22 protein-coding genes, 1 tRNA gene and 1 pseudogene are annotated in these 25,264 nt (G+C 70.6%); 15 read left to right on the forward strand and 9 right to left on the reverse strand.

All coding sequences use genetic code 11. The annotated features are described in order from the left end of the window. Positions 1 to 267: 267 nt before the first annotated feature. Complete coding sequence (locus ACIO1C_RS00005) at positions 268 to 1,512, reverse strand: Glu/Leu/Phe/Val dehydrogenase dimerization domain-containing protein (RefSeq protein ID WP_401856667.1); 1,245 nt, start codon at positions 1,510 to 1,512, stop codon at positions 268 to 270. A 284-nt stretch (positions 1,513 to 1,796) separates the two neighbouring features. Here ACIO1C_RS00005 and ACIO1C_RS00010 point away from each other — a divergent pair, with 284 nt between their 5' ends. After that, positions 1,797 to 3,029: an MBL fold metallo-hydrolase gene (locus ACIO1C_RS00010; protein ID WP_401856669.1), complete on the forward strand. Its 1,233-nt coding sequence runs from the start codon at positions 1,797 to 1,799 to the stop codon at positions 3,027 to 3,029. 297 nt (positions 3,030 to 3,326) lie between these two features. Here the strand turns inward: ACIO1C_RS00010 and ACIO1C_RS00015 are convergent, their stop codons facing one another. Next, positions 3,327 to 4,109: a DeoR/GlpR family DNA-binding transcription regulator gene (locus ACIO1C_RS00015; RefSeq protein ID WP_401856670.1), complete on the reverse strand. Its 783-nt coding sequence runs from the start codon at positions 4,107 to 4,109 to the stop codon at positions 3,327 to 3,329. A 74-nt stretch (positions 4,110 to 4,183) separates the two neighbouring features. Between ACIO1C_RS00015 and ACIO1C_RS00020 the strand changes: the two genes are divergently transcribed. From ACIO1C_RS00020 to ACIO1C_RS00045, 6 genes and pseudogenes are all read left to right on the forward strand, one after another. Beyond that, on the forward strand, positions 4,184 to 5,104 hold the full coding sequence (locus ACIO1C_RS00020; protein ID WP_401856672.1) for an SIS domain-containing protein: 921 nt from the start codon (positions 4,184 to 4,186) through the stop codon (positions 5,102 to 5,104). A gap of 247 nt (positions 5,105 to 5,351) precedes the next feature. Continuing rightward, entirely contained in the window at positions 5,352 to 7,376 is a 2,025-nt protein-coding gene (locus tag ACIO1C_RS00025) for an ATP-binding protein (RefSeq protein WP_401856673.1), read from the forward strand. A 7-nt stretch (positions 7,377 to 7,383) separates the two neighbouring features. Beyond that, positions 7,384 to 7,824, forward strand: coding sequence for a roadblock/LC7 domain-containing protein (locus ACIO1C_RS00030; RefSeq protein WP_401856675.1), 441 nt, complete (start codon positions 7,384 to 7,386; stop codon positions 7,822 to 7,824). A 2-nt stretch (positions 7,825 to 7,826) separates the two neighbouring features. Further along, on the forward strand, positions 7,827 to 8,198 hold the full coding sequence (locus tag ACIO1C_RS00035) for a DUF742 domain-containing protein (RefSeq protein ID WP_401856677.1): 372 nt from the start codon (positions 7,827 to 7,829) through the stop codon (positions 8,196 to 8,198). Continuing rightward, positions 8,176 to 8,778, forward strand: a pseudogene (locus ACIO1C_RS00040) (GTP-binding protein); the annotation flags it as partial. The gene ACIO1C_RS00035 and the pseudogene ACIO1C_RS00040, both read left to right, overlap by 23 nt. Positions 8,779 to 8,956: 178 nt before the next feature. Continuing rightward, positions 8,957 to 9,529 (forward strand): GAF domain-containing protein, encoded by a 573-nt coding sequence (locus tag ACIO1C_RS00045; RefSeq protein WP_401856679.1) that lies wholly within the window; start codon positions 8,957 to 8,959, stop codon positions 9,527 to 9,529. On the opposite strand, the gene ACIO1C_RS00050 is transcribed toward ACIO1C_RS00045, so the two are convergent. Beyond that, positions 9,514 to 10,623 carry a LacI family DNA-binding transcriptional regulator gene (locus ACIO1C_RS00050; protein WP_401856681.1) on the reverse strand — a complete coding sequence of 370 codons (1,110 nt, stop codon included), beginning with the start codon at positions 10,621 to 10,623 and terminating at the stop codon, positions 9,514 to 9,516. The genes ACIO1C_RS00045 and ACIO1C_RS00050 overlap by 16 nt on opposite strands. A gap of 244 nt (positions 10,624 to 10,867) precedes the next feature. Between ACIO1C_RS00050 and ACIO1C_RS00055 the strand changes: the two genes are divergently transcribed. From ACIO1C_RS00055 to ACIO1C_RS00075, 5 genes are all read left to right on the forward strand, one after another. Beyond that, on the forward strand, positions 10,868 to 11,740 hold the full coding sequence (locus ACIO1C_RS00055) for an ABC transporter permease (RefSeq protein ID WP_401856683.1): 873 nt from the start codon (positions 10,868 to 10,870) through the stop codon (positions 11,738 to 11,740). Positions 11,741 to 11,847: 107 nt separating this feature from the next. Next, entirely contained in the window at positions 11,848 to 12,873 is a 1,026-nt protein-coding gene (locus ACIO1C_RS00060; protein ID WP_401856685.1) for an ABC transporter substrate-binding protein, read from the forward strand. Then, positions 12,870 to 13,709: an ABC transporter ATP-binding protein gene (locus ACIO1C_RS00065; protein WP_401856687.1), complete on the forward strand. Its 840-nt coding sequence runs from the start codon at positions 12,870 to 12,872 to the stop codon at positions 13,707 to 13,709. Before ACIO1C_RS00060 ends, ACIO1C_RS00065 begins: the two co-directional genes overlap by 4 nt. Positions 13,710 to 13,820: 111 nt before the next feature. Continuing rightward, positions 13,821 to 14,405, forward strand: coding sequence for a helix-turn-helix domain-containing protein (locus tag ACIO1C_RS00070; RefSeq protein WP_401856689.1), 585 nt, complete (start codon positions 13,821 to 13,823; stop codon positions 14,403 to 14,405). Then, on the forward strand, positions 14,402 to 14,986 hold the full coding sequence (locus ACIO1C_RS00075) for a GNAT family N-acetyltransferase (RefSeq protein WP_401856691.1): 585 nt from the start codon (positions 14,402 to 14,404) through the stop codon (positions 14,984 to 14,986). The genes ACIO1C_RS00070 and ACIO1C_RS00075 overlap by 4 nt, the downstream gene beginning before the upstream one ends. Here the strand turns inward: ACIO1C_RS00075 and ACIO1C_RS00080 are convergent. From ACIO1C_RS00080 to ACIO1C_RS00090, 3 genes are all read right to left on the reverse strand, one after another. Then, entirely contained in the window at positions 14,940 to 15,665 is a 726-nt protein-coding gene (locus ACIO1C_RS00080) for a sugar phosphate isomerase/epimerase family protein (RefSeq protein WP_401857947.1), read from the reverse strand. The genes ACIO1C_RS00075 and ACIO1C_RS00080 overlap by 47 nt on opposite strands. A 175-nt stretch (positions 15,666 to 15,840) precedes the next feature. Then, positions 15,841 to 19,314, reverse strand: a complete 3,474-nt coding sequence (locus ACIO1C_RS00085; RefSeq protein ID WP_401856693.1) for a ThuA domain-containing protein — start codon at positions 19,312 to 19,314, stop codon at positions 15,841 to 15,843. A 258-nt stretch (positions 19,315 to 19,572) separates the two neighbouring features. Next, complete coding sequence (locus tag ACIO1C_RS00090; RefSeq protein WP_401856695.1) at positions 19,573 to 20,430, reverse strand: aldo/keto reductase; 858 nt, start codon at positions 20,428 to 20,430, stop codon at positions 19,573 to 19,575. A gap of 124 nt (positions 20,431 to 20,554) precedes the next feature. Between ACIO1C_RS00090 and ACIO1C_RS00095 the strand changes: the two genes are divergently transcribed. Continuing rightward, positions 20,555 to 21,592 carry a LysR family transcriptional regulator gene (locus tag ACIO1C_RS00095; protein ID WP_401856697.1) on the forward strand — a complete coding sequence of 346 codons (1,038 nt, stop codon included), beginning with the start codon at positions 20,555 to 20,557 and terminating at the stop codon, positions 21,590 to 21,592. Here ACIO1C_RS00095 and ACIO1C_RS00100 read toward each other — a convergent pair. The 3 genes from ACIO1C_RS00100 to ACIO1C_RS00110 all read right to left on the reverse strand — a co-directional run bounded on the left by ACIO1C_RS00100 (position 21,561) and on the right by ACIO1C_RS00110 (position 23,919). Then, a complete protein-coding gene (locus ACIO1C_RS00100; protein WP_401856699.1) occupies positions 21,561 to 22,076 on the reverse strand; it encodes a DUF664 domain-containing protein in 516 nt (171 codons plus the stop codon). The two genes, ACIO1C_RS00095 and ACIO1C_RS00100, sit on opposite strands and share 32 nt — an antisense overlap. Positions 22,077 to 22,273: 197 nt before the next feature. Next, on the reverse strand, positions 22,274 to 23,173 hold the full coding sequence (locus tag ACIO1C_RS00105; RefSeq protein WP_401857950.1) for a transketolase family protein: 900 nt from the start codon (positions 23,171 to 23,173) through the stop codon (positions 22,274 to 22,276). A 107-nt stretch (positions 23,174 to 23,280) separates the two neighbouring features. Then, complete coding sequence (locus ACIO1C_RS00110; protein ID WP_401857953.1) at positions 23,281 to 23,919, reverse strand: transketolase; 639 nt, start codon at positions 23,917 to 23,919, stop codon at positions 23,281 to 23,283. Between the two features lie 257 nt (positions 23,920 to 24,176). Between ACIO1C_RS00110 and ACIO1C_RS00115 the strand changes: the two genes are divergently transcribed. Further along, positions 24,177 to 24,253: transfer RNA gene (locus ACIO1C_RS00115), tRNA-Pro, on the forward strand. Positions 24,254 to 24,985: 732 nt separating this feature from the next. After that, on the forward strand, positions 24,986 to 25,204 hold the full coding sequence (locus ACIO1C_RS00120) for a hypothetical protein (protein WP_401856701.1): 219 nt from the start codon (positions 24,986 to 24,988) through the stop codon (positions 25,202 to 25,204). Positions 25,205 to 25,264 lie beyond the last annotated feature (60 nt).

The raw sequence follows: 25,264 nt of genomic DNA on the forward strand, positions 1-25,264 counted from the left end.
CGACCCCAGGCCCTACATCTGGACCAAGACCGCGGACGAGATCCTCGAACGCCTCGCCTCATATCTGAACAGAATTCCTGACTCAGAAGACTAGGGCGTGTCCGCGAAGTGGCGTCTGGCTCGCGACGCCCTGGCACGGGCGCTCGTGGCGTTGTCGGACCGAGCGAGTACATCCAGTACACGCTCGGTCCTCCGCCTTGCGATCGCACGCACCAGACGCCGCGGGCCACGCCCTTCGGGCGAACGACGCCACTTCGCGGACACCCCCTAGGCCTCGCTCAGGCGATTTGGCCGCCCCTCCCCGTACCAGCCGTACCGCTCCGCGATGACCGGCAGCCGGTCGGCCACCAGGGCGTGCGCGGCGGCGCGCGGGGTTGTCCCGTCCGCCGCCGCGCGCTCCAGCATCAGATCGATCAGTGCACGCATGGCCCGGCGGACGCGGGCGAAGGCGTCGTCCGCCTCCGGGCGTACGTCTCCGAAGAGGGTCCACCACCACCAGGCGTTTGTACCGGAGTTGACGACAACGTCCGGCAGGACGGTGATGCCGCGCCGCGCGAGCAGTTCCTCGGCCTCGGGCAGGACCGGCATGTTGGCCGCCTCGACGATCCAACGGGCGCCTATCGCGGCCTGGTTGACGCTGTCCACGGCATACGACACCGCCGCCGGGACCAGCACCTCCGCGTCCACGGACAGCCAGGCGTCGGCGGGCAGTTCACGGTCGCCGGGGCGCAGGGCGGTGCGGTCCACCGTGCCGTACGCGTCCCGCGCCGCGAGCAGCGTCTCGACGTCCAGCCCGTCGGGATGCGCGAGGGTCCCCTTCACGTCGGCCACCGCGACGATCCGCAGCCCGGACCGGGAGAGGAACCGCGCCGTGGCCCCGCCCATGGTGCCGAACCCCTGCACGGAGACGCGTGTCCCGGCGTACGGCGTCCCCGACCGGTCGAGCACGGCGAGGACCGCCTCGGCGACCCCGCAGCCGCCGACCAGTTCGGCGAGACCGATCCCGTCGACCTCCACGGAGAACGCGTCCGCGAGGCGTCGGCGCGCCGCGGTCTCGTCGTCCAGCAGCGGATGGATCGCCTGGACGGTCGAGACGAGACCCGCCTCGGCGGCGGCCCGGTCCACGGTGTCCTGCGTCAGCCCCAGATCCTCACCCATGGTCCAGAACCGCTCGATGTACGGGCGGGTGGCGCGCAGATAGCGGACGAGCACGCCGTACGCCTCCGGATCGCGCGGATCGCAGTCGATGCCGCCCTTGGCCCCGCCCAGCGGCACGTAGGACACCGTGGAGTCGTCCGCGTCGAAGTGCAGGGCCTCTTTCATGGTCATCCCGCGGGCCAGCCCGGCCACCTCGTCGAGCGTGCACCCCGGGCGCATCCGCAGACCGCCGCTGGCGACTCCCCGAACCAGCCGGTCCACGACCAGGTGGCCCTGCCGGCCGGTGACATGGTCCGTCCAGGTGAGGGAGATCAGCGGGGCTGTGAGGTCGGGCGGCGGGGTGGGCGCGGACATCGGGGCGGACTCCTTCGGAGTCGTCGGAGTCTGCGGAATCTGCGGAGGGTGTGAGGGTGGAGTGAGTGACGGTGTACTGAATGGCCAGTCAGTATCGGCAGGGCGGCCGCGCTTGTCAAAGAGTCGATTTTGATTCCGGATCCGAGGCGTGCCGGGGAATCCCGGGGGCAGCGTGGACGTTGCACACGCGTGTTCGGGTGCGCGGGATGCCTTGTCCCGCTCGACCCGCACGGACGTACGGCCCCGGCCATAATGGGGACGACACCGAACCTCCAGGAGGTGCTGTGACAGGCGCTGTTTCTCCCCCTTCGTTGCGCTCCCGGCTGCGCTCGCTGCGACCCGCGGCCTTCGGGGCCGATTCGGCGGGGAAGCGGCTGGAGCGGATCCTCAGCTCGCCCAACTTCGCCGACGGCGTCTTCCAGAACCCGGTGGGTGCCCGGATCAGGCCGTCCGGTGTCGGCAAGGAGCTGGCGAAGACGTACCTGGAGAAGGAGTCGAGGGCCCTGCGTGCCCCGGCCGGCACCATCCCCGTATATCCGACGACCCTCGCCGAGCTGGCGACGCCTCCGGCCTCCGGCCTGCGGGTCACCTGGATGGGCCATTCGAGTGTGCTCGCCGAGATCGACGGGCGGCGCGTGCTCTTCGACCCGGTCTGGGGCGACCGGTGCTCGCCGTTCGCGTTCGCGGGGCCCAAGCGGCTGCACCCCGTGCCCGTACCGCTCGCGTCGCTCGGTCCCGTCGATGTCGTCGTGATCTCGCACGACCACTACGACCATCTTGATCTGCCCACGATCAAGGCGCTCGTCTCCACGGACACCGTCTTCGCCGTCCCGCTCGGCGTCGGCGCGCACCTGGAGAAGTGGGGCGTGCCCGCGTCGCGCCTGCGCGAGCTGGACTGGAACGAGACCACCGAGGTCGCGGGGATCAACCTGACCGCCACCCCCGCGCGCCACTTCTGCGGCCGGGGCCTGCGCAATCAGCAGGTCACCCTCTGGGCGTCCTGGGTCGCGGCCGGGCCCGAGCACCGGGTCTACCACAGCGGCGACACGGGCTACTTCCCCGGCTTCAAGGACATCGGGACGGAACACGGCCCCTTCGACGCGACCATGATCCAGATCGGTGCGTACAGCGAGTACTGGCCCGACATCCACATGACCCCGGCCGAGGGCATCCAGGCCCACCTAGACCTCCAGGGCGGCCGCCCGTCGGGTGTGATGCTGCCGATCCACTGGGGCACCTTCAACCTGGCCCCCCACCCGTGGTCCGAGCCCGGCGAAGGCACGATCGCGGCGGCGGCGGAGGCGGGCGCTGACATCGCGTTGCCCCGACCTGGTGAGCCCTTCGAGCCGGGCAGTGATGTGGTTCCGACTACGCCCTGGTGGCGTCCGGTGGCGGTGACACCGTCCGGGGGGTGGCCGGCGGCTGTGGTGGCGGCGGGCGACGTCGAAGCGGAGGCCGGCGCCGGCGCGCCGGAGAAGGCCGGGACTGCCGAGACGGCTTCGTCGGCCAAGAGCTGACAGCCGTACCCTCGCGGCGACCGGTTGTGCACTCTCCCAGAAGCCCCGTCCTGGTTTTTCCTGGCGGGGCTTCTGTGCTGGGGTGACGGCCGGGCCTGGTGTGTGGCCGGGGTTGTGACGACGGAGATTGCTTGGCTGGTGTCGGTGCGGGGTTGAGCGAGGCACACGTGGCGGGTGATTGGTCGTCGCACCCGCCGTCGTGGCTGGCTTTCTGTGGTTGCTGACAGAACCTCAGGGGCGTAGGTACCGTGCGCGGGTCTGTGTCTTCTGGGGGGGGGGATGGGCGCGGGTAATCAATCAGGCGTGGATGACCCTTGTTCCGTGTTCCTGGAACGGTGCCGTCAGGGGTTTTGCCTCTGTGCCGGTGATCAGGGTGTTTATGGTTTCTGGGGGGCAGATTCGGGCGAATGCTCGGGTGGTCAGTTTTGAGTGGTCCGCCACTACTACGACCCGCTGTGCCCGTGCTGCCAGCAGTGCGTTGACCTGTGCCTCGCGTTCGTCCTGTGCGGCCGCGCCTGTTTCCGCGTTCACTGCGTCCACGCCCAGGAAGACCATGTCCAGGCTGATCTCGTCCAGGAGGTGGCGGGCCAGGGGGCCCACCAGTTCGTACGACTGTGGCATCGCGACCCCGCCGGTTGTCACGATCTTGATGTGCGGGCGGACCGCCAGTTCGTGTGCGATGTTGAGCGCGTTCGTGACGATCGTGAGTGCCGGGTCGGCGGCGCTGCCTGTCAGGTCGCTGCGGGTCGCCAGTGTCCTTGCCACTTCCGATGTTGTTGTCCCGCCGTTGAGGCCTACCACCATGCCCCGGTGGACCAGAGCTGCGGCGGCTCGCGCGATGCGTTCCTTCTCGGAGGCGTGGCGTACCGCCCGGTAGCGCAGGGGTAGTTCGTACGACACCGAGTGCGCCACGGCTCCGCCGCGCGTCCGCGTCAGCAGCTGCTGTTCGCCCAGGTGGTCGAGGTCGCGGCGGACGGTCGCCACGGACACGCCCAGCTCGGCGGCGACCGCCTCCACCTCCAGCTGATGCCGCTCGGCCAGGAGGTCGAGCAGCGCCGTGTGCCGTTCATGCCGGTTCACCGCATCCCCTTTGTTGCTTGGTTTTGATTGGAAGTGTCATCTAGCATGCAGAAACAATCATAGTGGGAGAGACGATGAGCTTTGTTGAAACGGAACTGGCCGACCAGCCCGAATCCTGGACCCGGGCGGCCGCGCTGGCCGACGGGCTCAAGGAAGAGCTGCCCGCCCCTGGAGAGCGCACGGCCGTCGTCGGCTGTGGCACCTCCTACTTCATGGCGCGCGCGTACGCCGCCCTCAGGGAGGGGGCCGGGCTGGGGGAGACCGACGCGTTCGCCGCGTCCGAGTTCCCCGCCGGGCGCCGGTACGACCGGATCGTCGCCCTGACCCGTTCCGGCACCACCACCGAGGTGCTGCGCCTGCTCGCGGGCGTGCGCGGTTCCGCCCGTACCACCGCGATCACCGCCGACCCCCGGACGCCGGTCCGTACCGCTGCGGACGATCTGATCGTGCTCGACTTCGCCGACGAACGGTCCGTCGTCCAGACGCGGTTCGCCACCAGCGCTCTGACGCTGCTTCGCGCCCACCTCGGGCTGCATACCGATGCCGCCGTCGCGGACGCGAGGACGGCTCTTGCCGAGCCCCTTCCTGTGGGTGTTGTGGACTGCACCCAGTTCACCTTCCTCGGCCGGGGCTGGACCGTCGGCCTCGCGGAGGAAGGGGCGCTCAAGATGCGGGAGGCGGCCCTCGCGTGGACCGAGGCGTACCCGGCCATGGAGTACCGCCACGGACCCATCAGCATCACCACCGCCGGCACCGCCACGTGGATCATCGGGCCGGCCCCCGACGGTCTCGCCGAGCAGGTCGCGGCCACCGGCGGGCTGTGGGTGGCGGGCCGGCTCGACCCGCTGGCCGAGCTGGTACGGATCCAGCGCCTCGCACTCGCCCTGGCGGACCTGCGCGGTCTCGACCCGGACCGGCCGCGTCATCTGACCCGTTCGGTGATCCTGCCCTCCGGGCAGACGACACCCCCCACGTGGCCGGACCCGAGCGAGTAGAGCGGGCGTTCGGCGGGACCCCTCGTGGGGCGCGTGGCATTCGTGCTGGTGTGCGATGCCTCATACCAGAGCGGGATGCTCTGTGGGCAACTTCCTCAACTGTCCACCGCGCCCGAACTCTTGGCGACTACTGTGAGTGCGCGGTGATCAACGGAGGGCTCGGGCGGCATGCGCCGGACCCGCCGTCGGCGCCGCAGCCGACCACCAGCAACGCCGATTCCTGGGGCCCCACGTACCGAGGACACTGATGTCTCAACTTCGCGCACCCGCCGCGCGGCCGGACCGCCGCGAAGGCGGGCGGCACGGCCGGCCGGGCGCCCGTTCCCTGCCCTCCCCGGGCCGGCAGAACAGGCCCGCACCACCGGACGCCCGTATACGTCCCCAACTCCTGCGCACCGCCGTTCTGCCCGCGATAATCGCGGCGTTGAGCGGTGCGGCCGCCGTGGTCCTGACCTTCCGCTCCACCGCGGCCGAGCCCACCACCGAGGTCTGGGCCGCCCTGTTCGGTACGGCGCTGGTCGCCTTCGCCGCCGTCGCGGCGGCCGCCCTCGGCGCGGAACGCACCGCGCGGTCGCTCATCGACCGCTGCAACGCCCTGCGCCGCTCCAGCGCGCGCGGACAGGCCGACCTGCGCGCCGTCGTGGAGCAGCTCAGGCGTGGCGAGCGCGTGCCCCCGCGCCGTACGCCACCGCCCGCCGTTGTCGGCGGGGACGAGTTCGACCTGCTCGCGGAGGAACTGAGACGGTCCCAGGAGACGGCTGTCACCACCGTCGTGCAGGCCTCCCGGCTCTCCAGCAGCGTCGGCAACGAGCAGAAGGTCGAGGTCTTCGTCAACCTCGCCCGCCGTCTCCAGTCCCTGGTGCACCGTGAGATCCAGCTGCTGGACGACCTGGAGAACGAGGTCGAGGACCCGGAGCTGTTGAAGGGCCTCTTCCACGTCGACCATCTGGCGACCCGCATCCGCAGGCACGCGGAGAACCTCGCCGTCCTCGGCGGCGCGATCTCCCGCAGGCAGTGGAGCAAGCCGGTCACGATGACCGAGGTGCTGCGGTCCGCGATCGCCGAGGTGGAGCAGTACCCCCGGATCAAACTGGTGCCACCGATCGACGGCACGCTGCGCGGCCACGCCGTCGCCGACGTGATCCACCTGCTCGCCGAACTGGTCGAGAACGCGACCCTGTTCTCCGCCCCGCACACCCAAGTCCTGCTGCGCGTGCAGTATGTGACGGCCGGTCTGGCCATCGAGGTCGAGGACCGCGGGCTCGGGATGGCCACCGACGAGCGGAAGAAGATGAACGGGCTGCTCGCCGACCCCGACCAGGTCAATGTCGCGCACCTGCTCCAGGACGGGCGCATCGGCCTGTTCGTCGTCTCCGCGCTGGCGCGCCGGCACGGCATCGCGGTCCGGTTGCAGTCCAACATCTACGGCGGGATCCAGGCGGTGCTCGTCCTGCCCCAGGCGTTGCTGGGCGCGGATCCGTCGGGGCTTGACGGGCGGGCTGGGGCCGGCGGCGCGGGTGCGAGTTCGGGTGCGGGTTCGGGCGTGGCGGGCACGGTCCCGGACCTCCGGTCCGCGCCGGCTCCCGTACCCCCGCCCCCGGCGGCTGCCCCGGCGCCCTCGCCCGTACCCCAGGCTCGGCACCGGACGTACGAGGTACCGCCGCGCCCCTCGCACCGCGCGGCCGGGACCGGCGCCCCCGCCCCGCTGCCCGTCCGTGGCGAGCGACCCGACCGCCCCACGCCGGCCGCCGCGCGCCCCGGCGTCACGCACCCCCGGCCGCAGCCGGCCGGCGGCGCGGACCCCTCCGCCACCCCCTCCGGTGCCAGGATCGCGCCGCGCGTGCTGACCTACCCGTCGTCCGAGCCCGCCGCCGACGGCACCCTCCACTCCACCGCGAGCAGGCCCCAACTGCCCCGGCGCCGGGGGCAGGAGCACCTCGTCCCGCAGTTGCGGGACCGGCCCGCCCCGGCACCCGCCGCCGAACCGGTCCTGCATGACCCCGGTCTCATGGCGGCCTTCCAGCGCGGCATCGACCTCGCCGAATCCCAGCCGCTGCGGGATTCCGGGCCGGACACGTTGCCGGACACGTTGCCGGACCCGTTGCCGGATCCGTTGTCCGACCCGTTGCCGGCGCCCTTGCGGGGCCCGTTGCCCGGCCTTTCGTCCGACCCGCTGCCGGATCCGTTGTCGGCGCCCCTGCCGGACCCTCTGTCGGACCCGCTCCCGGAACAGCCGGAACCGCAGCGCCACGACACCACCTCCAAGGAGTAGATGCACCATGGCGAGCGATGTGCCGACCGGCCATGTCTCCGACCTCGACTGGCTGTTGAGCGGTCTGGTCCAGCGTGTCCCGTACACCCGCAGCGCGGTGCTGCTCTCCTCCGACGGCCTGGTGAGGTCCATGCACGGCATGGACGCCGACAGCGCGGACCACATGGCCGCCCTCGCCTCCGGCCTCTACTCGCTCGGCCGGAGCGCCGGGATCCGGTTCGGCGACGGCGGTGAGGTCCGCCAGGTCGTGGTCGAGCTCGACTCCACCCTGCTCTTCGTCTCGACGGCCGGCTCGGGCACCTGTCTCGCCGTGCTGGCCGGCCGGGACGCCGACGCCGCCGTCCTCGGCTACGAGATGGCGATGCTGGTCAAGAGCGTACGGCCGTACCTGATCACCCCCCTGAGACAAGTGGCGAGTACGACGCAGAGTGCCACGGGGGGGCTGTGAGCGTGTCGGCCACGACGGACGGGCCGTGGCTGGACGAGGCAGCCGGCCGGCTCATCCGTCCGTACACCGTGAGCGGGGGCAGGACGCGGCCGACGACGGCCCTGGACCTGCTGACGCTGGTGATGTCCACGGGCTCGGTGCCGGACGCGCACCTGGGTCCCGAGCACGGCCAGGCCGTGGGTCTCTGCCAGAGACCGACCTCCGTGGCGGAGATCGCGGCGCATCTGCGGCTGCCCGCGACCGTCACCAAGGTGCTGCTCTCCGACCTGGTGGACTGCGGGGCGATCACCGCCCGGCCACCGGACAGTTTCGACCATCCCACCGACGTTTCCCTGCTGGAGGCAGTGCTCGATGGCCTACGACGACAGCTCTGAATCCTTCAGCTCCGAATCCTTTCCCACCGCCCTCAAGATCCTGGTCGCGGGCGGGTTCGGGGTCGGCAAGACGACCTTCGTGGGGGCGGTGAGCGAGATCGCGCCGCTGAGTACGGAGGAGTTACTCACGCAAGTCAGCGCGGCCACGGACGACTTGACCGGGGTTGAGGCCAAGACGTCCACGACGGTCGCCATGGACTTCGGGCGGCTGACCCTGGACGAGCGGCACGTGCTCTACCTGTTCGGGACGCCGGGCCAGGAGCGTTTCTGGTTCATGTGGGACGAGTTGTCGAGAGGTGCGCTCGGCGCGATCGTCATCGCGGACACGCGGCGGCTCGAATACTCGTTCTCCGCCGTCGACTTCTTCGAGCAGCGCGGCATCGGATTTGTGGTCGCCGTCAACGAGTTCGACGGTTCGTACCGCTACCAACCGGAAGAGGTACGGGCGGCGATGGACCTCAGACCAGAGGTGCCGATCGTGCTGTGCGACGCGCGGATCGCCAGCTCCGGGATCCAGACGCTGGTCACGCTCGTCCAGCATCTGCTCACGGCGACGGTCGGCGCGAGTCCCGCGCCGGGCGCGGATTCTGTCCCGAGTACGGATTCTGTCCCGGGTACGGGTTCCGCCCCGAGTCCAAGTGCCGCCGTGGGCCTGAGCCTTACGCCCATCCCGAGGCCGATGTCAGCTCCGGACCCCGCCCCCGAGCACGCCGAATGACGCCGCTGCCCCTGATGTTCCCGAGCGACGGAGCACCCGCATGAGGTACGACCCGATCGCCCGCCTGCTGCTCACGCCCGTCGACCAGGAGGCGCCCGACCGCGTGCTGCGACTACGGCGGCTCGGGCTGGGCGAGCGGTCGGAGCCCGCCTTCGACGCCTTCGCGCAGCAGTTGGCGCAGATGACGGGCGCCCCGTACGCGATGGTCAACTTCATTGACGAGAACCGGCAGTTCTTCGCGGGGCTGCACACCGCGCGGGGGACGGGTGGCGAGCGGTTCATGGCCCGCGACCACGGCTACTGCCCGTACGTCGTCGTCCGGCGCAAGGCGCTCGTCCTCGAAGACGTCCGCGACTTCCCCCGTTTCGCCGGCAACCCCCTGGTGGACGAGATCGGGATCCGCTCCTACCTCGGGGCCCCGCTCATCGACCGTACGGGCCTGGCCCTCGGCACGGTCTGTGTGGTCGACACCGAGCCCCGGCGCTGGGGCCGTACGGGCCTCGACACCATCAAGTCGTTCGCGGCGGAGCTGATGTCACAGATCAGGCGCCGGGAGGACGGCCTGCTCCCCGGTTTCCAGGACCGCCGTGAGGCCCCTCACGTACTGGAGTAGGGCCTGGAGGGGGCACCACCATGTGGGTTCGGGCGGGGTGGCGCGGTGCTGCCCCGCAGGACGACGTCACCGCCCACCCGCAGCACCCGCGCCCTTGTTCCGCGCGGCTCGCGCAGGGCGAGCGAGATGACGTGCCGGCCCATCTCGGTGAGCGGCAGGGCGACGGTGGTGAGCGCGGGCGTCAACTCCCGTACGAGCGGGATGTCGTCGAAGCCCGCGAGTGAGAGGTCGCGCGGCACCCGTATCCCCGCCTCGCGGAAGGCGGCGAGCGCGCCGACGGCCATCACATCGGTCACCGCGAAGACACAGGTGGGGAGGGTGTGTCCGGCCAACAGCTCCCGGGCGGCGGCGTATCCGCCGTCCCGGGTGAACGCGCCATGGACGACGGAGCCGGGACGCAGGGTGACCCCGGCCTCCGCGAGCCCCTCGCGGAACCCGGCCAGCCTGTCCGCGACCGTCGTGAGCGCGGGCGGCCCGCTCAGCACACCGAACTCCCGGTGTCCCAGGGTCAGTAGGGCGCGGGCCAGCGCCGCCGCCCCGCCCCTGTTCTCCGGCAGTACGGCGTCGGCGCGCAGGCTCCGGTGCCGGCTGACGACCGCGACCCGGCCGCCCGCGCGGACGTACGGGGCGAGTTCGGCGTCCAGGGTGCGTTCCCAGGCGCGGTCCTCGAAGCCGGAGCCGATCAGCAGGATGGCGCGGGCCCGTTGGGCGCGGAGCATGGAGACGTACGCGATCTCCCTGGCCGGTTCCCGGAAGGTGCTGGCGAGCATCACCAGCACGTCCTGCTCGGCGGCGGCGCGCATCACGCCGCCGGCGATCGCGGCGAAGTAGGGGTCTCCGACGTCGTGGCAGATCACGCCCACGGTGTTCCCGGCAGCGCCGGCCAGCGCCTGGGCATGGGCGTTGGGGATGTAGCCGAGGAGATCGGCGGCGGCCCGTACCCGCAGGCGCAGTTCCTCGCGGACGCGGGTGGTGCCGTTCAGGGCCCGGGAGGCGGTCGCCAGGGAGACCCCGGCGCGGCGTGCGACGGCGTCGAGGGTGACATGGGCGTGCGCGGCGTGCGGTTCCGGTCTGCGTGCTTCCCGTTCGCTCAACTCGACCCCCGGAATTTAGGGACGACCTATTGACCGTATGGACGGGCAGTCATTAGCGTGGCGATCACCGTACCAGAAAGCGCTTTCTGAAAGCGCTTAGCTCTTGTAACTGCCCGGATCACCCGAGGAGTTCACTGTGAGCCAGAGCCAGCCTCCCAGCGCGAGCCCGAGTCAGGCGCAGAGCGACAGCCCGGGCCGGTTACAGAGCGAGAGTGTTCCGTCGGCGCCCGCCGGGGGAGTGAGCGTGACCAAGGTGCCCGCCGCGCTCGGCGCGCCGGGAGCGGTCGGCGTGTCCGGTGTGTCGGCGCGCGGCCGGCCGGGGGCGGGTGAGCGGCTGGCCCGGGTGGTGGACGCGGGATGGCGGCCCGCCGTCCTGCTGATCGCCTGTTTCGCCGCCTGGTGGATCATCGCGGCGGCCGAGCTGGTGGAGCCGTACCTCGTCCCGTCGCCGGGCGCCACCCTGGACGTCCTCACCGGCAAGACGAGTTACCTCTGGCAGCACACATGGGTGACGACCTACGAGACCCTCCTCGGCTTTGTCATCGCCGTCGCGGTGGGTGTGCTGGCGGCGGTGGTGATGGTCTACTCCTCGACCGTCGAGAAGACGCTCTACCCCATCCTGCTCTTCGCCCAGGTCGTGCCGAAGATCGCCGTCGCCCCGCTGTTCGTGGTGTGGCTCGGCTTCGGCATCACACCGAAGATCCTGATCGCCGTGCTCATCGCGTTTTTCCCCGTGGTGATCTCGATGGTCACCGGGCTCAAGGCGGTTGACCCGGAGATGCTCCAACTCTCCGCGACCATGGGGGCGAAGCCCTGGCAGACCTTCGTCAAGATACGGTTCCCGGCCTCGCTGCCCCACCTGTTCTCCGGGCTCAAGGTCGCCGTGACCCTGGCCGTGACGGGTGCCGTCGTCGGTGAGTTCGTCGGGGCCAACGAGGGGCTCGGCTATGTGATCCTCCAGGCGAACGGGAATCTCGACACGCCGATGCTCTTCGCGGGGCTGCTGGTCATGTCACTGATCGGCGTGGTGCTCTTCGTCCTGGTCGAGATCGCCGAGAAGCTGTTGCTGCCCTGGCACGCCAGCCGCCGGGATGTCGGCGCCACCACGGCGTACTGACACCTGGAGCCTCGCCCCCGTCGCCGCACCCCCGAAGCCGCACCCCGTCGCCGTACCCCCACCGCGTACCGATCCGCCCGACTCCGTCCAGTGAAGGGCCTCTCGCCATGCACGCGCGCAGACTCATGACCGGCCTCGTACCGCTGCTCCTCGTGGCGACCGTCACCGCCTGCGGCGACGACGGACCGGCGACCTCGACCAGCGACTCCGGCAAGAAGCTCGACAAGGTGACGCTGACGCTCAACTGGTACCCGTACGGCGAACACGCGCCGTTCTACTACGGGAAGCAGCAGAAGATCTTCGAGAAGCACGGCATCGATCTCACCATCAGGGCGGGTCAGGGCTCGCAGAAGACGGTGCAGGCGACCGGTGCCGGGCAGACGGACTTCGGCTGGGCCGATACCCCGGCGCTGCTCAGCGCGGTCGATCAGGGCATCAAGGTGAAGAGCCTCGGGGTGTTCCTCCAGACCACGCCGTCGTCCGTGCAGTACTTCGCGGACCAGAAGGTGAGCGCGCCGGCCGACCTCAAGGGCAAGACGATCGCGGGCACGGCCGGTGACGCGCTCAGCAAGACCTTCCCGATCTTCCTGGAGAAGAACGGTCTGGACGAGTCCGACGTCAAGATCCAGAACACCGATCCGGCGGGCAAGATCGCCGCGGTGATCTCGGGGAAGACGGACGCCCTGCTCGGGTACGCCAGCGACCAGGGCCCGACCATGCAGGACAAGGCGAAGAAGCCCGTCTCGTACCTCCGCTTCTCCGAACACGGCCTGAACTTCTACTCCAACGGCCTCATCGCGGGCCAGAAGATCCTCTCGGGGAGGAGCGAACTCGCCGGCCGGATGGCCCGGGCGGTGAGTGAGGCGTGGGCGGCGGCGGAGAAGGCGCCCGAGCCCGCGATCGCCGCGATGCACGGCGCGTCGGAGCAACTGCCCCCGCACACCGTCCTGTCGGAGCAGTTCAAGACGACCCTGACCCTGCTCCACACCGACGCGACCAACGGCAAGGCGCCGGGGGTGAACACCGACGCCGACTGGCAGCAGACGATCGATGTCTTCGCCGAGGCCGGGCTGGTGAAGAGCCCCAAGGCGGTTTCGGAGTACTGGGACAGCGGCACGGCGCTGAAGGGATGACGATGGCCTCGGATGCGACGCTCCGCGACGCGGGCGCTACTCGGGCGACGACAGGCACGGCCGCTACGGCGGCGGTGGGCCTGTCCGGCGTCTCCGTCCGCTTCCGTACGAAGAACCGCGACGTCACCGCCTTGCGTGACGTCTCGCTCGACGTGGCGGCGGGGGAGTTCGTCGCCCTGGTCGGCCCCTCGGGCTGCGGCAAGTCGACGCTGCTCAAGCTGGTCGCGGGCCTCCTCGACGCGTCCGCGGGGTCCGTACGGCTGCACGGCGAAGAGGTCCGCGGCCCGCGCCCCGACATCGGATACGTCTTCCAGCGTGCGGCGCTGCTGGAGTGGCGCAGCGCCCGGCGCAACATCCTGCTCCAGGCGGAGATGCGCCGGATGCCGGCCGCGGCGGCCCGACGGCGGGCGGACGAACTCATCGAGATGACCGGGCTGACCGGCTTCGAGGACGCGTATCCGCACGAGTTGTCGGGCGGGATGCAGCAACGTGTCGCGCTGTGCCGGGCGTTGCTGCACCAACCGCCGGTCCTGCTGATGGACGAGCCGTTCGGCGCGCTCGACGCGCTCACCCGGGAACAGATGAACCGCGAACTGCACCGGATCTGGCACGAGACGGGCACCACCGTGCTGCTGGTGACCCACTCCATCTCGGAGGCGGTGTATCTCGCGGACCGGGTGGTGGTGATGAGTCCACGGCCCGGCACGGTCACCGAGATCATCGACGTGGGACTGCCGGCGGAACGCGACTACACGGAGACGCTGGGCCGCGCGGAGTTCCGCGAAGCGGCGTCCAGGATCAGGGAGTTGCTGGGCGCGGCGTCCGCGGCGGACTGAGCGGGGACGCCCACCGAGGCGCGGGCCCCGACGTGGTTCTCCGTCGGGCGCGTGGTCGGGCGCGTGGTCGGGCGCGTGTCCGAATCCCGGATCTGGGATATCATCCCGAATGTGAGAGAAGACGATGCCGGACCCGGGGCCGACCGGGTCGATGTGCTGCTTGCCGCGCGGCTGGCCGAGCTGCGGGGCGAACGGGGCTGGTCGCTGGAGGAGTTGGCGCGGCGCAGTGGTGTCAGCCGCTCCACGCTGTCGCGGGCCGAGCGGCGCGAGATCAGTCCCACGGCCTCGCTGCTCGGGCGGCTCTGCGCGGTGTACGGGCGCACCCTGTCGCAGCTCCTCAGCGAGGTGGAGACGGAGCCCGCCCACCTGGTGAGGGCCGGCGCCCAGACCGTATGGACCGACGCGGCCTCCGGTTTTGTACGCCGGTCGGTGTCGCCGCCGCAGGCGGGGCTGCGGGCCGAGGTGGTCGAGGGCACCCTGCGGCCGGGCGCGGACCTGTCGTACGACCGGCCGCCCGTGCCGGGCATGGAGCAGCACGTCTGGGTGCTCGACGGATCCGTCGAGATGACGGTGGACGGCACGGCGCACACCCTGCGCGCGGGCGACTGCCTGCGGACGCGGCTGTGGGGCCCGACACGCTTCCGGTGCCTCGGGGCGGAACCGGTCAGGTACGCCGTGGTGGTGGTCCTGCCATGACCACCGGCCCTGGCATGGTCATCGAAACCCTGGGCGCCGACGAACTGCTCGACCGCCTCGAAACCCTCGCCGACCTGCTCGTCGACACCGTCGCGGGCGGCGCCTCCGTCGGCTTCCTGCACCCGCTGGACCGTACCGCCGCCCTCGCCTGGTGGCGGGCGCAGGCCGGTGCCGTCCGGGCCGGGGAGCTGTCCGTACGGATCTGCCGGGACGGCGGCCGTGTCCTCGGCACGGTCGCCGTGGCGTATGCCGACAAGCCCAACGCCCGCCACCGCGCCGAGATCCGCAAACTCATGGTCCACCGCGACGCGCGCGGCCGGGGACTCGGCCGGGCCCTCCTGGCCGCCGCCGAAACGGCGGCGGCCGAGGCCGGGATCACCCTGCTCCTGCTCGACACCGAGACGGACAGCCCCGCCGAGAGGCTGTACCGCTCGGCGGGGTGGACCGTGCTCGGTGTGGTCCCCGGCCACGCCGAGGACCCGGGCGGGACACTGCGCCCGACCACCTTCTTCTACAAGGGACTTGGCGCCGTGCTCAGTACCGCAGCCGGGACAGGTAGCGGTAGCTGTTCAGCGCGCTGACAAACGGGTCCGGCGGGGAATCGTGCTCCACGAGCCACTGCCTCACACCCCCGCTGCGCGCCGTGTCGAACATGGCCGGGAAGTCGAGCACCCCCGAACCGACGTCCTCGAAACCGCCGTTGGGCGCCATGTCCTTCACGTGGAGCGCCGGGAAGCGGTTGCGGTGCTCCACGAACAGCCGGCCCGGATCGTCCCCGCCCTTCGCCGCCCAGTAGAGGTCCAGCTCGAATCCGACCAGGTCGGGATCGGTCTCCTTGAGCAGGATGCCGTACAGGTTCTCGCCGTCGACCACCACGTGATCGGCGTCGTGGTTGTGGAAGAGCACCTTGAGCCCGGACTCCCTGGCGAGGAGCCCCGCCTTGTTCAACTGCCGTGCCGCTTCCCGGTATCCGGCCGGGGAGTGCAGCTCGGCGGGCAGGCTGGGCACCACGACCCACCGGCCGCCGAGCGTCCTGACGTCCTCGATCGCCTGCGGGAGACCGCTGCCGGCGACCGTGCCGTACCCGACGTGTTCGAGGACGGCCTTGAGCCGGGTCTCGTCCAGCATCCGCCGGATGTCGGCCGCGCTGTACCCGTGCCTGCCGCTGACCCCGACCGTTGCGTAACCGATCCGTGCCAGCCGCTCCAGCGTGCCCTTGAAATCCGTCGCGAGGGGCGTGCGCATCGTGTAGAGGTGCATGCCGATCCCGGACGGCGGGATGCGCCGCGCGCACCGGCGGGAAGCCGTCGACGCGGCGGCCGGCGTGGCCGCCGAGGCCGTCCCCGTACCCGCCGCCGTGCTGGCCCCCAGGGTGGCCAGACCCACCGCCGTACCCACCGCTCTGCCCAGGAAGGAACGTCGTGTGCCGGTCATCTCAACTGTCCTCTCCGCCTGCGTTGATCCGGACCGCGCCCGTGGTGGTGTCGCCCTTGTTGTCGGTGACGGTCAGGTGGGCCGTGTACGGACCCGGCCGCGCGTACGTGTGACGCGCGGTCGGACCTTCCGTGCCCGTCGCCTTGGTGTTGTCGCCGAAGTCCCAGTGGTAGGAGGCGATGGTGCGTCCCGCCGCCGGTGCGACCGTGCTGCCGAGCTGGAGGGTGAGCGGGTCGGTGGCGGTCACGGGCGCCGCCGTCAGGGTGACCTTTGTCGCCGGTTCGGCCTCCACACCGGGGCCGTTGAAGTGCAGCCAGTCCACGGCGAACAGGTCCGCCTTCTCCGCCGACCACTCGGGATTGACGAACACCGCGTACATCTTCACGGTGGTGCCCACCGGCCTGAGGTTGACGCTGGGCGACACGACGTTGCCCCAGCCGCCGGTGTTGGGGACGGCCACCGTGCCCATCAGCGGCCCGGTGGGTGAGCCGTTGCGGAACTCGATCTTCCCGCCGATCCCGCCCGAGGCCGCGCCCACGGTGACGGACGTGACGCCCTTCAGGTTGACGGGGGAGAACGCGATCCAGTCGCCGTCCTCGATCTCGGTCAGCCGCTTGCCGCCCGACGCGTCCGCGCGATCGCCCGTCATCGCACCGCCGTTGGCGCCGCCGGTCTCGGTACGGTGCTCCGCCTCGCGGAACGTCGTGCGCAGTGTCAGCGCGGAGGAGCCGGTCAGCGCGGGCACGTCCCCGGCCCCGCTGTCCGTGTACGTGGCGGTGATGCCGTAGTACAGGTTCTGGCCGGGACCGTGGCTGTCCCCGGCGTCCGTCACGATCTCGCCCGCGCAGCCGGTGTAGTTGTCCAGCGGATGCAGATGGCTGTCGTGCCCGAGCTGCGACTGGACGACCACGCGGGAGCAGTCGATCGCTCCGTCCTCGCCGGTCTTCCCGTCCTCGCGGTCCTTCACCTTCACCTTGAAGGGAATGGTGTCGCCGAAGCTGAACATCCCACCGTCCGGGGGCTGTTGGATGGTCACCACCGGCCGGGTGTTGCCGACGGTGATGTCCTGGACGGAGTTCGCGGTGAGCCCGCCGGGCCCGGTGACCGTCAGCCGCGCGGTGAACTGCCCGTCGGTCCGGTAGACATGGGAGGGATTCGCCTGCGTGGAGTCGGTGGTGCCGTTCCCGTCGAAGTCCCAGGCGTAGGTGGCCGGCAGATCACCGGGGACACCCGAACCGGAGCTGGAGAAGGTCACCTTCAGAGGGGCGGCTCCGCTGTCCGGGGTCGCGGTGGCCTTGGCCGTGGGCAGCCGGTTGTCGCCGACGTGGTCGATACGGTAGATGCCCGAGCCCTCGTTGGTGCCACCCCGGCCCGTACCGCTGCCGAGCCCGAAGTCGATGACATAGAGCGAGCCGTCGGGGCCGAAGTCGGCGTCGAAAGGCTGGTTCCACTTCATGTCGGCGAACACGCCGTTGATGGACTGGAGATCACCCGCCTTCACCGGCGCGAAGCGCGGGTCCTGGAACGTCTGGTCCTTCTCCTGGAACGAGAAGGTCTTGAACCAGGTCCTGGTCAGCTCGTAGTTGAACCACTTTCCCTCGAAGTACTCGGGAAACTTGGCCGGGTTGGGGTTCGCGGGGTCGTAGTCGTAGACGGGACCGCTCATCGGTCCCGCACCCCCCGTGCCCAGTTCGGGGAACCGCGCCGACGCGGAGTAGGCGTACCAGACCGTCGCGGGCTTGGCCGGCGGCAGATCGCGCAGACCGGTGTTGTACGGCGAGTCGTTGACGAGCCTGCCGCAGTCGAACTTCGCGCCCGAGGTCCTGGTGGCGAAGTCGTAGTCGTTGAACGGGGTGTTGTTGCCCGTGCAGTACGGCCAGCCGTAGTTCCCCGGCTCGGTGATCCGGCTGTACTCGACGGTTCCCTCCGGGCCGCGGTCGGCGACGGCCGCGCGCGCGTCGGGGCCGTAGTCGGCCACCATCAGCGCCCCGCTGCGCGGGTCGGTGGTGATCCGGAACGGGTTGCGCATGCCCATCGCGTAGACCTCGGGGCGCGTCTGATCCGTACCGGGAGCGAAGAGATTGCCCTCCGGGACCGTGTACGTACCGTCGTCCTCGGGGGTGATGCGCAGGATCTTGCCGCGCAGGTCGTTCGTGTTGCCCGAGGTGCGCTGGGCGTCCCAGGCGCGGCGGCCCTCGCGCTCGTCGATCGGTGTGAAGCCGTCGGAGGCGAACGGATCGGTGTTGTCGCCGGTCGCGATGTACAGGTCACCGTTCTTGTCGAAGGCGATCGAGCCGGCCATGTGGGAGTTGGCCCGGCCCTCGTCGCGCTGGGTCGGGACGGTCAACAGCCGCTTCTCGGAGCCTGGTTCGACGGTGTTCCCCGTGACGGTGAAGCGCGACAGGTTGAGCTGTTTCTCGGTCTTGTCGGAGTTCAGCAGATAGAGCCAGTTGTTCGTCGCGAAGTCCGGGTCGAGCGCCAGGCCGAGCAGACCGTCGGACTGGCTCGTCATCTCCGGCGTGTACGCGAAGTCCAGGGCGGTGGAGACCTTCAGGGTCTTCTGGTCGATCACCTTGAGCTTGCCGGTGCGCTGGATGAAGAACACCCGGCCGTCCGGGGCGACGGCCAGCTCGAAGGGGTCGGCGAGATCCTCCGTGGCCAGCGCGGTCCGCTGGAAGGAACTGGTCTTCGTGGCGGTGCAGTCGCCCGGCTTGTTGCCCGCGGCCCACTGGATCCCACCGAGGAGGTGCTTGCGGAACGCGTCCTCCTGGAAGGCGGACGCGTCATGGCCGCCGGCGGTGAACCAGGAGCGGCCGCCGTCGTAGTTCTGGCACCAGGACCAGGGGTGGTCGACCCCTTCGTCCAGACCGGTGATGCCGTCGTTCACCTTGATCTGGGCGAGTGTGTGCACCTTGCCGGTCGGATTGGTGCGCCAGTTGTACCACTCCTCCGTGCGCTCCCACAGCTCGGGAAGCCCCTTGGTGGAGGGGTGGGCCTGGTCGAGCACCTTGACGCGGCCGGTCTGGACGGCGGGGTGCTTGTCGAAGATCGCGCCGACCAGCCCCTCGTACCACCCCCAGTCGCGCTCGCTGGCGGAGGCGGCGTGCAGACCGACCCAGCCACCGCCCGCGCGGACGAACTCCTGGAGCGCGGCGCGCTGCGGGGCGTCGAGCAGATCCCCGCTCTCCGGGGTGGAGTTGGTGTTGTTGAAGACGATCGCCTGGAACCGGGCGAGGTTGGCCGTCGTGAAGGCGGTGGCGTCGGTGGTGGCCTCGACCTCGAAGCCGTTCTCAGTGCCCAGCTGCCTGACGGCCTCGACCCCGGCGGGGATCGAGTCGTGCGAGAAGTTGGTGACCTTGGAGAAGACCAGGACGCGGAACGGCGCCGCGTCGGCCTCGGGCGGCGAAGCCATCCCGAGCCCGAGGACGAGCGCCAGTAACGCGGTGATCACAAGAAAGGGCGGCGAGGTTCTCATGGGCGCTCCCGGGTGCTGGTGGGGCCGGCGGGTTAGAAAGCGCTTTCTGGAGTACGTCGCACAGCGTAGGTGGCGGTATTACAGGGGGTCAATGGGTCGGACGGGTGGGGTGTTGCACGGGCTTCACGGCCCTTCCGCCCGCCGGACGGGCTGGTCGAGCCCGTCCGGCGATCGAGGACGGAAGCGGCGCCCTGGAGTCACGTCGCCCGTACCGGGTCGCCGCCCTCGCCGCGTCCACCCCACCGCGCCGCACGGCCGCTACGCGGCGTCGAGTTCCGCCAACTCCTTTGCCGTCAGGGTCAGTTCGGCCGCCTCGACCGAGTCGCGGACCGTCGCCGGACGGCTGGAGCCCGGGATCGGGATCACCGTGGGGGACTTGGCCAGGAGCCAGGCCAGGCAGACCTGGTGCGCGCTCACCCCGTGCGTTTCGGCCACGCTGGCGAACGGGGCGAACTTTGACCCCAGTTCACCGGCCCGCGCGATGCCGCCGAACGGGCTCCACGGCAGGAACGCGATGCCCAGCTCCGCGCACAGCTCCAACTCCCGCTCGCTGGAGCGGAAGGCGGGCGAGAACTGGTTCTGTACGGAGACCAGCCGGCCGCCGAGGATGTCGTTCGCCTGCCGGATCATCTCCGGGTCCGCGTTGGAGATGCCGGCCTGCTGGATCTTGCCCGCGTCGAGGAGATCGCGGATCGCGCCGACCGACTCCGCGTACGGCACCTTCGGGTCGGGGCGGTGGAACTGGTACAGCCCGATCGCCTCCACCCCCAGCCGGCGCAGCGACGCGTCGCACGCCGCCTTGAGGTGTTCGGGCGAGCCGTCCAGCGTCCACGAACCGTCCCCCGGACGCAGATGGCCGCCCTTGGTGGCGACGAGCACCTCGCCGCCCCGGTCGTGGGACGCGAGCGCCTTGGCGATCAGCGACTCGTTGTGCCCGACCTCGTCGGCGTACAGGTGGTAGGCGTCCGCGGTGTCGATCAGCGTCACACCGGCGTCCAGCGCCGCGTGGACCGTGGCGACCGAACGGGTCTCGTCCGGCCGGCCCTCGATGGACATGGGCATACCGCCCAGACCGATCGCGCTGACGCCGACGGTCCCGATGCGACGAGTCTTCATGGTGGGGGAGCCCTTCTGCTGCGGGTCCCGCCGGTTCCGACGGGACGTACACACCTTGGCAACCGTTCCACCGGCGCGTCCAACAGAAGAAAGCGAACACATTCAGCGACTACGCTTCTCAATCGTGGAACTCAGGCATCTCGAATACTTCGTCGCCGTCGCGGAGGAACGTCACTTCACGCGAGCGGCCCACCGGCTCATGGTCTCCCAGTCGGGACTCTCCGCCTCCGTCAGGGCTCTGGAGCGCGAGCTGGGGGCGCCGCTGTTCGTACGCAGCACCCGCCACGTCGAGCTCACCGGCGAGGGGCGCGCCCTGCTGGTGGAGGCGCACCGCGCGCTCGCCAGCGTACGCGCGGGCAAGGAGGCGGTCGCGGCGGTCCAGGGCCTCCTGCGGGGCACGCTGGTCGTCGGCACCGAGCAGTGCATCACCGGGGTGCACGTGCCAGGACTGCTCGCCCGGTTCCGGGCCGAGCACCCCGACGTGGAGGTACGGCTCCGGCAGGCGGGCTCGGCCGCGCTCGTCGAGGACGTGGCGGAGGGACGGCTCGACCTGGCGTTCACCGCCCTGTCGGGACCCGCGCCCGACGGGGTGAGGCTCGTACCGCTGGCCCGTGAACCGATGGTGCTGCTCTGCCACCCCGACCATCCGCTGGCGGGGTCGTCCGGGGTCGGGTGGGCGGACCTCGGCGGCGAGGTCTTTGTCGACTTCCACGAGGACTGGGGGGCCCGGGGCCTCAACGACCGCGCCTTCGCCGCCGCCCGTACGGCACGGCGGGTCGCCCTGGAGGTCAACGACGTGCACAGCCTGATCGAGCTGGTCGGTCACGGACTCGGCATCGCGGTGGTTCCCCGCCCGATCGCCCGCAAGAAGGAGGCGGCCGTGCTGCGGACCGTCCCCCTGACCGGCGCGGAGGGTCACTTCTGGGAGGTCTCGGCGGCGCTCCCGGAGGACCGGCGGACGGGCCCGGCGGCGCGCGAGCTGCTCTCGTACCTGCCGGACACGCCGACGGGCGGGGTGTGCGAGGGCGCTCCCGCGGGCTCCCCTGCCGCTACCGTCCCGGCCTCCCGTACGGCTCCCGCCGGCCCCGTCTCCCGTACGGCTCCCTCGGTCCCCGCCTCCCGTACGGCTCCTACCGTCGTCGCTCCAGCGCACCCCGGATGAAGGCTGCCTGCCCGGCGTGCTGGAGGTCGTCGGAGATGACGCTGACCAGCCGGACCCCCAGGGTGACGTGCGGGATCCACGCGTCGTCCACGACCCGGTCGAGGTCGGAGACCTTGAGGGTGCCCAAGTACTCGACCGTCCGGTCGTGGACGTCGTCGTGATAGCCGGTGAGCAGCTCCGCCGTGACGCCGGCGACCTTGGCGACCTCTTTGGGGGAGTGGCCGTAACCGGTCGACCCGTGGGAGAACGGCAGCTCGAACCGCCCGGACCAGCCCCCCGACGTCCACACCTGGTCGGTCCCGGCGGCGTCCGAGACGTGGTCGTCCTGGATCCGGGTGAGGTGCCAGACGAGCCAGGCGATCGAGTTCGCCCCGTCGTCCAGCCGGGTGGCCAGCTCCTCCGCCGTGAGGTCCGCGACGACGTTGTGCACCACCTCGCGGATACGGCCGAAGGCGTCGATGAGCAGGTCACCGCTGGCGTTCATGGCTGACTCCCTACCTGTGCCCGTACTCGTGCTCCCGTCGGTGACGGCGGCACGGCTCCCGTACAGGTTCCCCCGCCGGGCCCGATGACGCTCCCCGACGTTCCCCGCGACACGCCACATGCCGCCCACCTCCTCACCTGCTCAGCTCCTCACCTGCTCACCTGCTCACCTCCTCACCTCCTCACCTCCTCACCTCCTCAGGGCCGCAGGAACGCGGAGATCCGCTCGCGCAGTGACGCCGGGTCGAGGCCCTGGGCGGCCAGATGCTCGTGGAGCTGCCCGTACCGCCGCAGCTCACGCCGTGCCACACCCAGCCCCAGCACGCGGTGCGCGGTGTCGGCCAAGGCGTCGTTGGCGGCGGCCGTGGACGTCCCGGCCAGGTACGGCTCCACGATCACCACGTCCGCCGCGTCCACGGCCGCCACCGCCCGGCGCACCGCCGCGCCGTCGAAGGGCCGCACGGTGGTCGCGTACAGCACGGTCGTGTCCAGCCCCTCCGTCGCCGCCAGTACGTTGTCCAGCATCGGCCCGACGGCGATCACCACCCCGCCGCGCCCCTCACGCACGGTCCGGAATCCCGGCCCGGTGAGCGGCGTCGGACGGGCGTTGCTCTGCTCGGACAACCGCACGTAGTCGCGGCCGTCCCCGGCGGCGGCGCGCCGGATCAGGGCCTCGGCCTCGTCGGGATGGCCGGGGACGTGGATGTGCCAGCCGTCGAGGGTGTCCATGAGTGCCACGTCGCCCGGCGACATGTGGGTGAGGCCACCGGCCGGCCAGTCGTACGACCCGCCCGCGCTCACCAGCACACCGCCCACGCCCTGGTGCCCGAAGTCCAGCTTCACCTGCTCGAAGGGCCGCTCGACCAGAAAGCTCGCGAAGGTGTGCACGACGGGCCGCAGCCCGGTGAGGGCGAGCCCGCCGCCCACGCCGATCAGCAGCTGCTCACGGATGCCGACGTTGATCACCCGGTCGGGATGGCGGCGCGCGGCCTGGGTGAAGCCGTCCCTGCTGATCTCGGCGAGCACGACGGCGAGTCGCGGGTCCTCGTCGAGCAGCCGGGAGGTGGTGGCGATGAACCGTTCCCGCATGGTGTCCATGGAAACAACTCCGGAAGGTCGCAGCGGATCGATACTGACTGAGGTGACCGGGGTGACCGGGGTGACCGGGGTGCCCGTGATCTCGGTACGAGTGGACCCGTCGACGGTCATGACTGGGGCTCGACCTGGGCCACGACCGCCAGGGGGACCCCCTCGTGCGGTGCGGTGAAGGCCTCGTACAGCGCCTCGTGGTCCCGGCCGTCGACGGTCAGGACCGACCAGCCGGCGGCCTCGAACCGCGCGGCGATCCCGCCGGGCCGGCCGTGGCTCGCGGAGCCGTTGTCGATGACCATGGTGTGGAGCTGCCCGAGCCCGCCGGGCCCCGCGAAGGCGACGGCCTCGTGGTTGCTGCCCTCGTCCAGCTCGGCGTCACCGATCAGCACCCACACCCGGGCGTCGGTGAGGCCCTGCGCCCGCAGCCCGAGCGCGGTCCCCACGGCGAGCGGCAGCCCGTGCCCGAGCGAGCCGCTGCCGATCTCGACCCCCGGCAGCAGCGTCCCGTCGGGGTGGTGGCCGAGGGGCGAGTCGTACGAACCGAACCCGGGGAGCAGTCCCTCGGCCAGGAACCCCTTGGCGGCGAGCACGGCGTAGTACGCCATCGGCCCGTGCCCCTTCGAGAGCAGGAAGCGGTCGCGGTCACGCGCGCCGACGGTCCCGGGGGTCACCCGCAGCACCCGGTCGTAGAGCACCCAGAGCGCGTCGAGGGTGGAGGTCGCGGCGGGCCCGTGCTTCTCGTCGCCGGTCATGAGCGCCAGCAGTCGGTTCAGATCCTGGTACCGGAGGACGGGCGCGGGGTCGCTCGCGGAGGCCACGGAGGCCGGGTCGGTCTCAGACGTCTTGGTCGATGTCTTGGTCGATGTCTTCGTCATGCGTCCACGCTGCGACATCAACCAAGCTTGAGGTCAAGCCCGCCCCGCCGGGAAAGCGGTTCGTGACCACCGCTTCAAGTGCGGTATTGTTCTCATGTGCGTTCGGCCAGGGGAAACCCCAGGTCAGCGCAGTTCGGGACGTGGCGCAGCTTGGTAGCGCACTTGACTGGGGGTCAAGGGGTCGCAGGTTCAAATCCTGTCGTCCCGACCAGCGTTTTCGCAGGTCGTAGGCGGTATCGGAGAAATCCGGTACCGCCTTTCCGTCGTTCTGGGGGACCAGTTGGGGACCAGCCGGCCTGGCGGTGGCGTCCGGGGGCGGGTTGGACGGCGAGGGAGAGGGGCGTGCGGAGGGGGTTTTGGAGGCGGGCATGAGAGTGGTCTGGCGGCGAACGGTCCAGATCCATATGTGAGTGTCGGTCCTTCCTGCCGACTGCCAGCGGATCATGTCCGTGCTGGAATCGGATGCGGCCCGGGAGGGTATGTGGTGCCAGCAGCCGGCCGCGACACCTTGGCGCCCCTCTCGACCGGGCCGCCGCTGCTCGTTCCGCGTTGTGGACGGCCGCCGCGCCGGCCGCACCGCGGCCCCTCCGCCACCACAGCTCCGTGACCGCCCCCGACGGCCCGGCTCTCGTCCCCGCCCACCCTCGTGAAAGGGCCCACCGTGCCCTCGCCGCCGTACCAACATCTGGTCAGCGCGGAAGAACTGCTCCAGCAGGCACACCTCCTCACAGCCGAGGGGCGCTGCCGCCCCGCCGACAGTCACGCCCAACTGGCTTGCGGCTTCACCGAGTCCGCACACACGCGAGCGCCTCATCCTGACCCTGCGCCAGAACCAGACAGCCCCCGAACCCCACTACCCGCATGGTGCGGACAGTGCGACGGCCGGCCCGCAAACGGGGGGCGGGCCATGCGACCGCCCCCTACCTTCCTCAAAGGAGTTCTCATGGTCGACTCGAATTCTTTCACCGGCGCCGACAAAGTAAAAAGAAATGCGAAACTTACTGCCTTTGCGGCAATTCCCGTTCTGATCTTGGCGGTCGTTCTGCTCGCTCAAGGAATTACCGCGGGATGGATTTTGGTAATCCTCGCAGTAGTGATATGGGTCTTGATATGGATTCGATTTTCTGGTGTGGGGACAAAGGGTTTGCCGGAGCAGAAGTAGCGAGAGCATGGCACTTCAGAACCCGCCCGTCCTTGGGCGTACGGTGTCGCGCCCAGGTTC

The organism is Streptomyces sp. NPDC087420 (assembly GCF_044744165.1).
GTDB lineage: Bacteria > Actinomycetota > Actinomycetes > Streptomycetales > Streptomycetaceae > Streptomyces.

Coding starts and splice junctions, on each gene's coding strand:
- ACIO1C_RS00085 (WP_401856693.1), bottom strand. CDS start 19,314: ATGAGAACCTCGCCGCCCTTTCTTGTGATCACCGCGTTACTGGCGCTC.
- ACIO1C_RS00105 (WP_401857950.1), bottom strand. CDS start 23,173: ATGGACACCATGCGGGAACGGTTCATCGCCACCACCTCCCGGCTGCTC.
- ACIO1C_RS00045 (WP_401856679.1), top strand. CDS start 8,957: ATGAGGTACGACCCGATCGCCCGCCTGCTGCTCACGCCCGTCGACCAG.
- ACIO1C_RS00090 (WP_401856695.1), bottom strand. CDS start 20,430: ATGAAGACTCGTCGCATCGGGACCGTCGGCGTCAGCGCGATCGGTCTG.
- ACIO1C_RS00060 (WP_401856685.1), top strand. CDS start 11,848: ATGCACGCGCGCAGACTCATGACCGGCCTCGTACCGCTGCTCCTCGTG.
- ACIO1C_RS00100 (WP_401856699.1), bottom strand. CDS start 22,076: ATGAACGCCAGCGGTGACCTGCTCATCGACGCCTTCGGCCGTATCCGC.
- ACIO1C_RS00065 (WP_401856687.1), top strand. CDS start 12,870: ATGACGATGGCCTCGGATGCGACGCTCCGCGACGCGGGCGCTACTCGG.
- ACIO1C_RS00020 (WP_401856672.1), top strand. CDS start 4,184: ATGAGCTTTGTTGAAACGGAACTGGCCGACCAGCCCGAATCCTGGACC.
- ACIO1C_RS00005 (WP_401856667.1), bottom strand. CDS start 1,512: ATGTCCGCGCCCACCCCGCCGCCCGACCTCACAGCCCCGCTGATCTCC.
- ACIO1C_RS00025 (WP_401856673.1), top strand. CDS start 5,352: ATGTCTCAACTTCGCGCACCCGCCGCGCGGCCGGACCGCCGCGAAGGC.
- ACIO1C_RS00110 (WP_401857953.1), bottom strand. CDS start 23,919: ATGACCGGCGACGAGAAGCACGGGCCCGCCGCGACCTCCACCCTCGAC.
- ACIO1C_RS00120 (WP_401856701.1), top strand. CDS start 24,986: ATGGTCGACTCGAATTCTTTCACCGGCGCCGACAAAGTAAAAAGAAAT.
- ACIO1C_RS00030 (WP_401856675.1), top strand. CDS start 7,384: ATGGCGAGCGATGTGCCGACCGGCCATGTCTCCGACCTCGACTGGCTG.
- ACIO1C_RS00075 (WP_401856691.1), top strand. CDS start 14,402: ATGACCACCGGCCCTGGCATGGTCATCGAAACCCTGGGCGCCGACGAA.
- ACIO1C_RS00080 (WP_401857947.1), bottom strand. CDS start 15,665: ATGCACCTCTACACGATGCGCACGCCCCTCGCGACGGATTTCAAGGGC.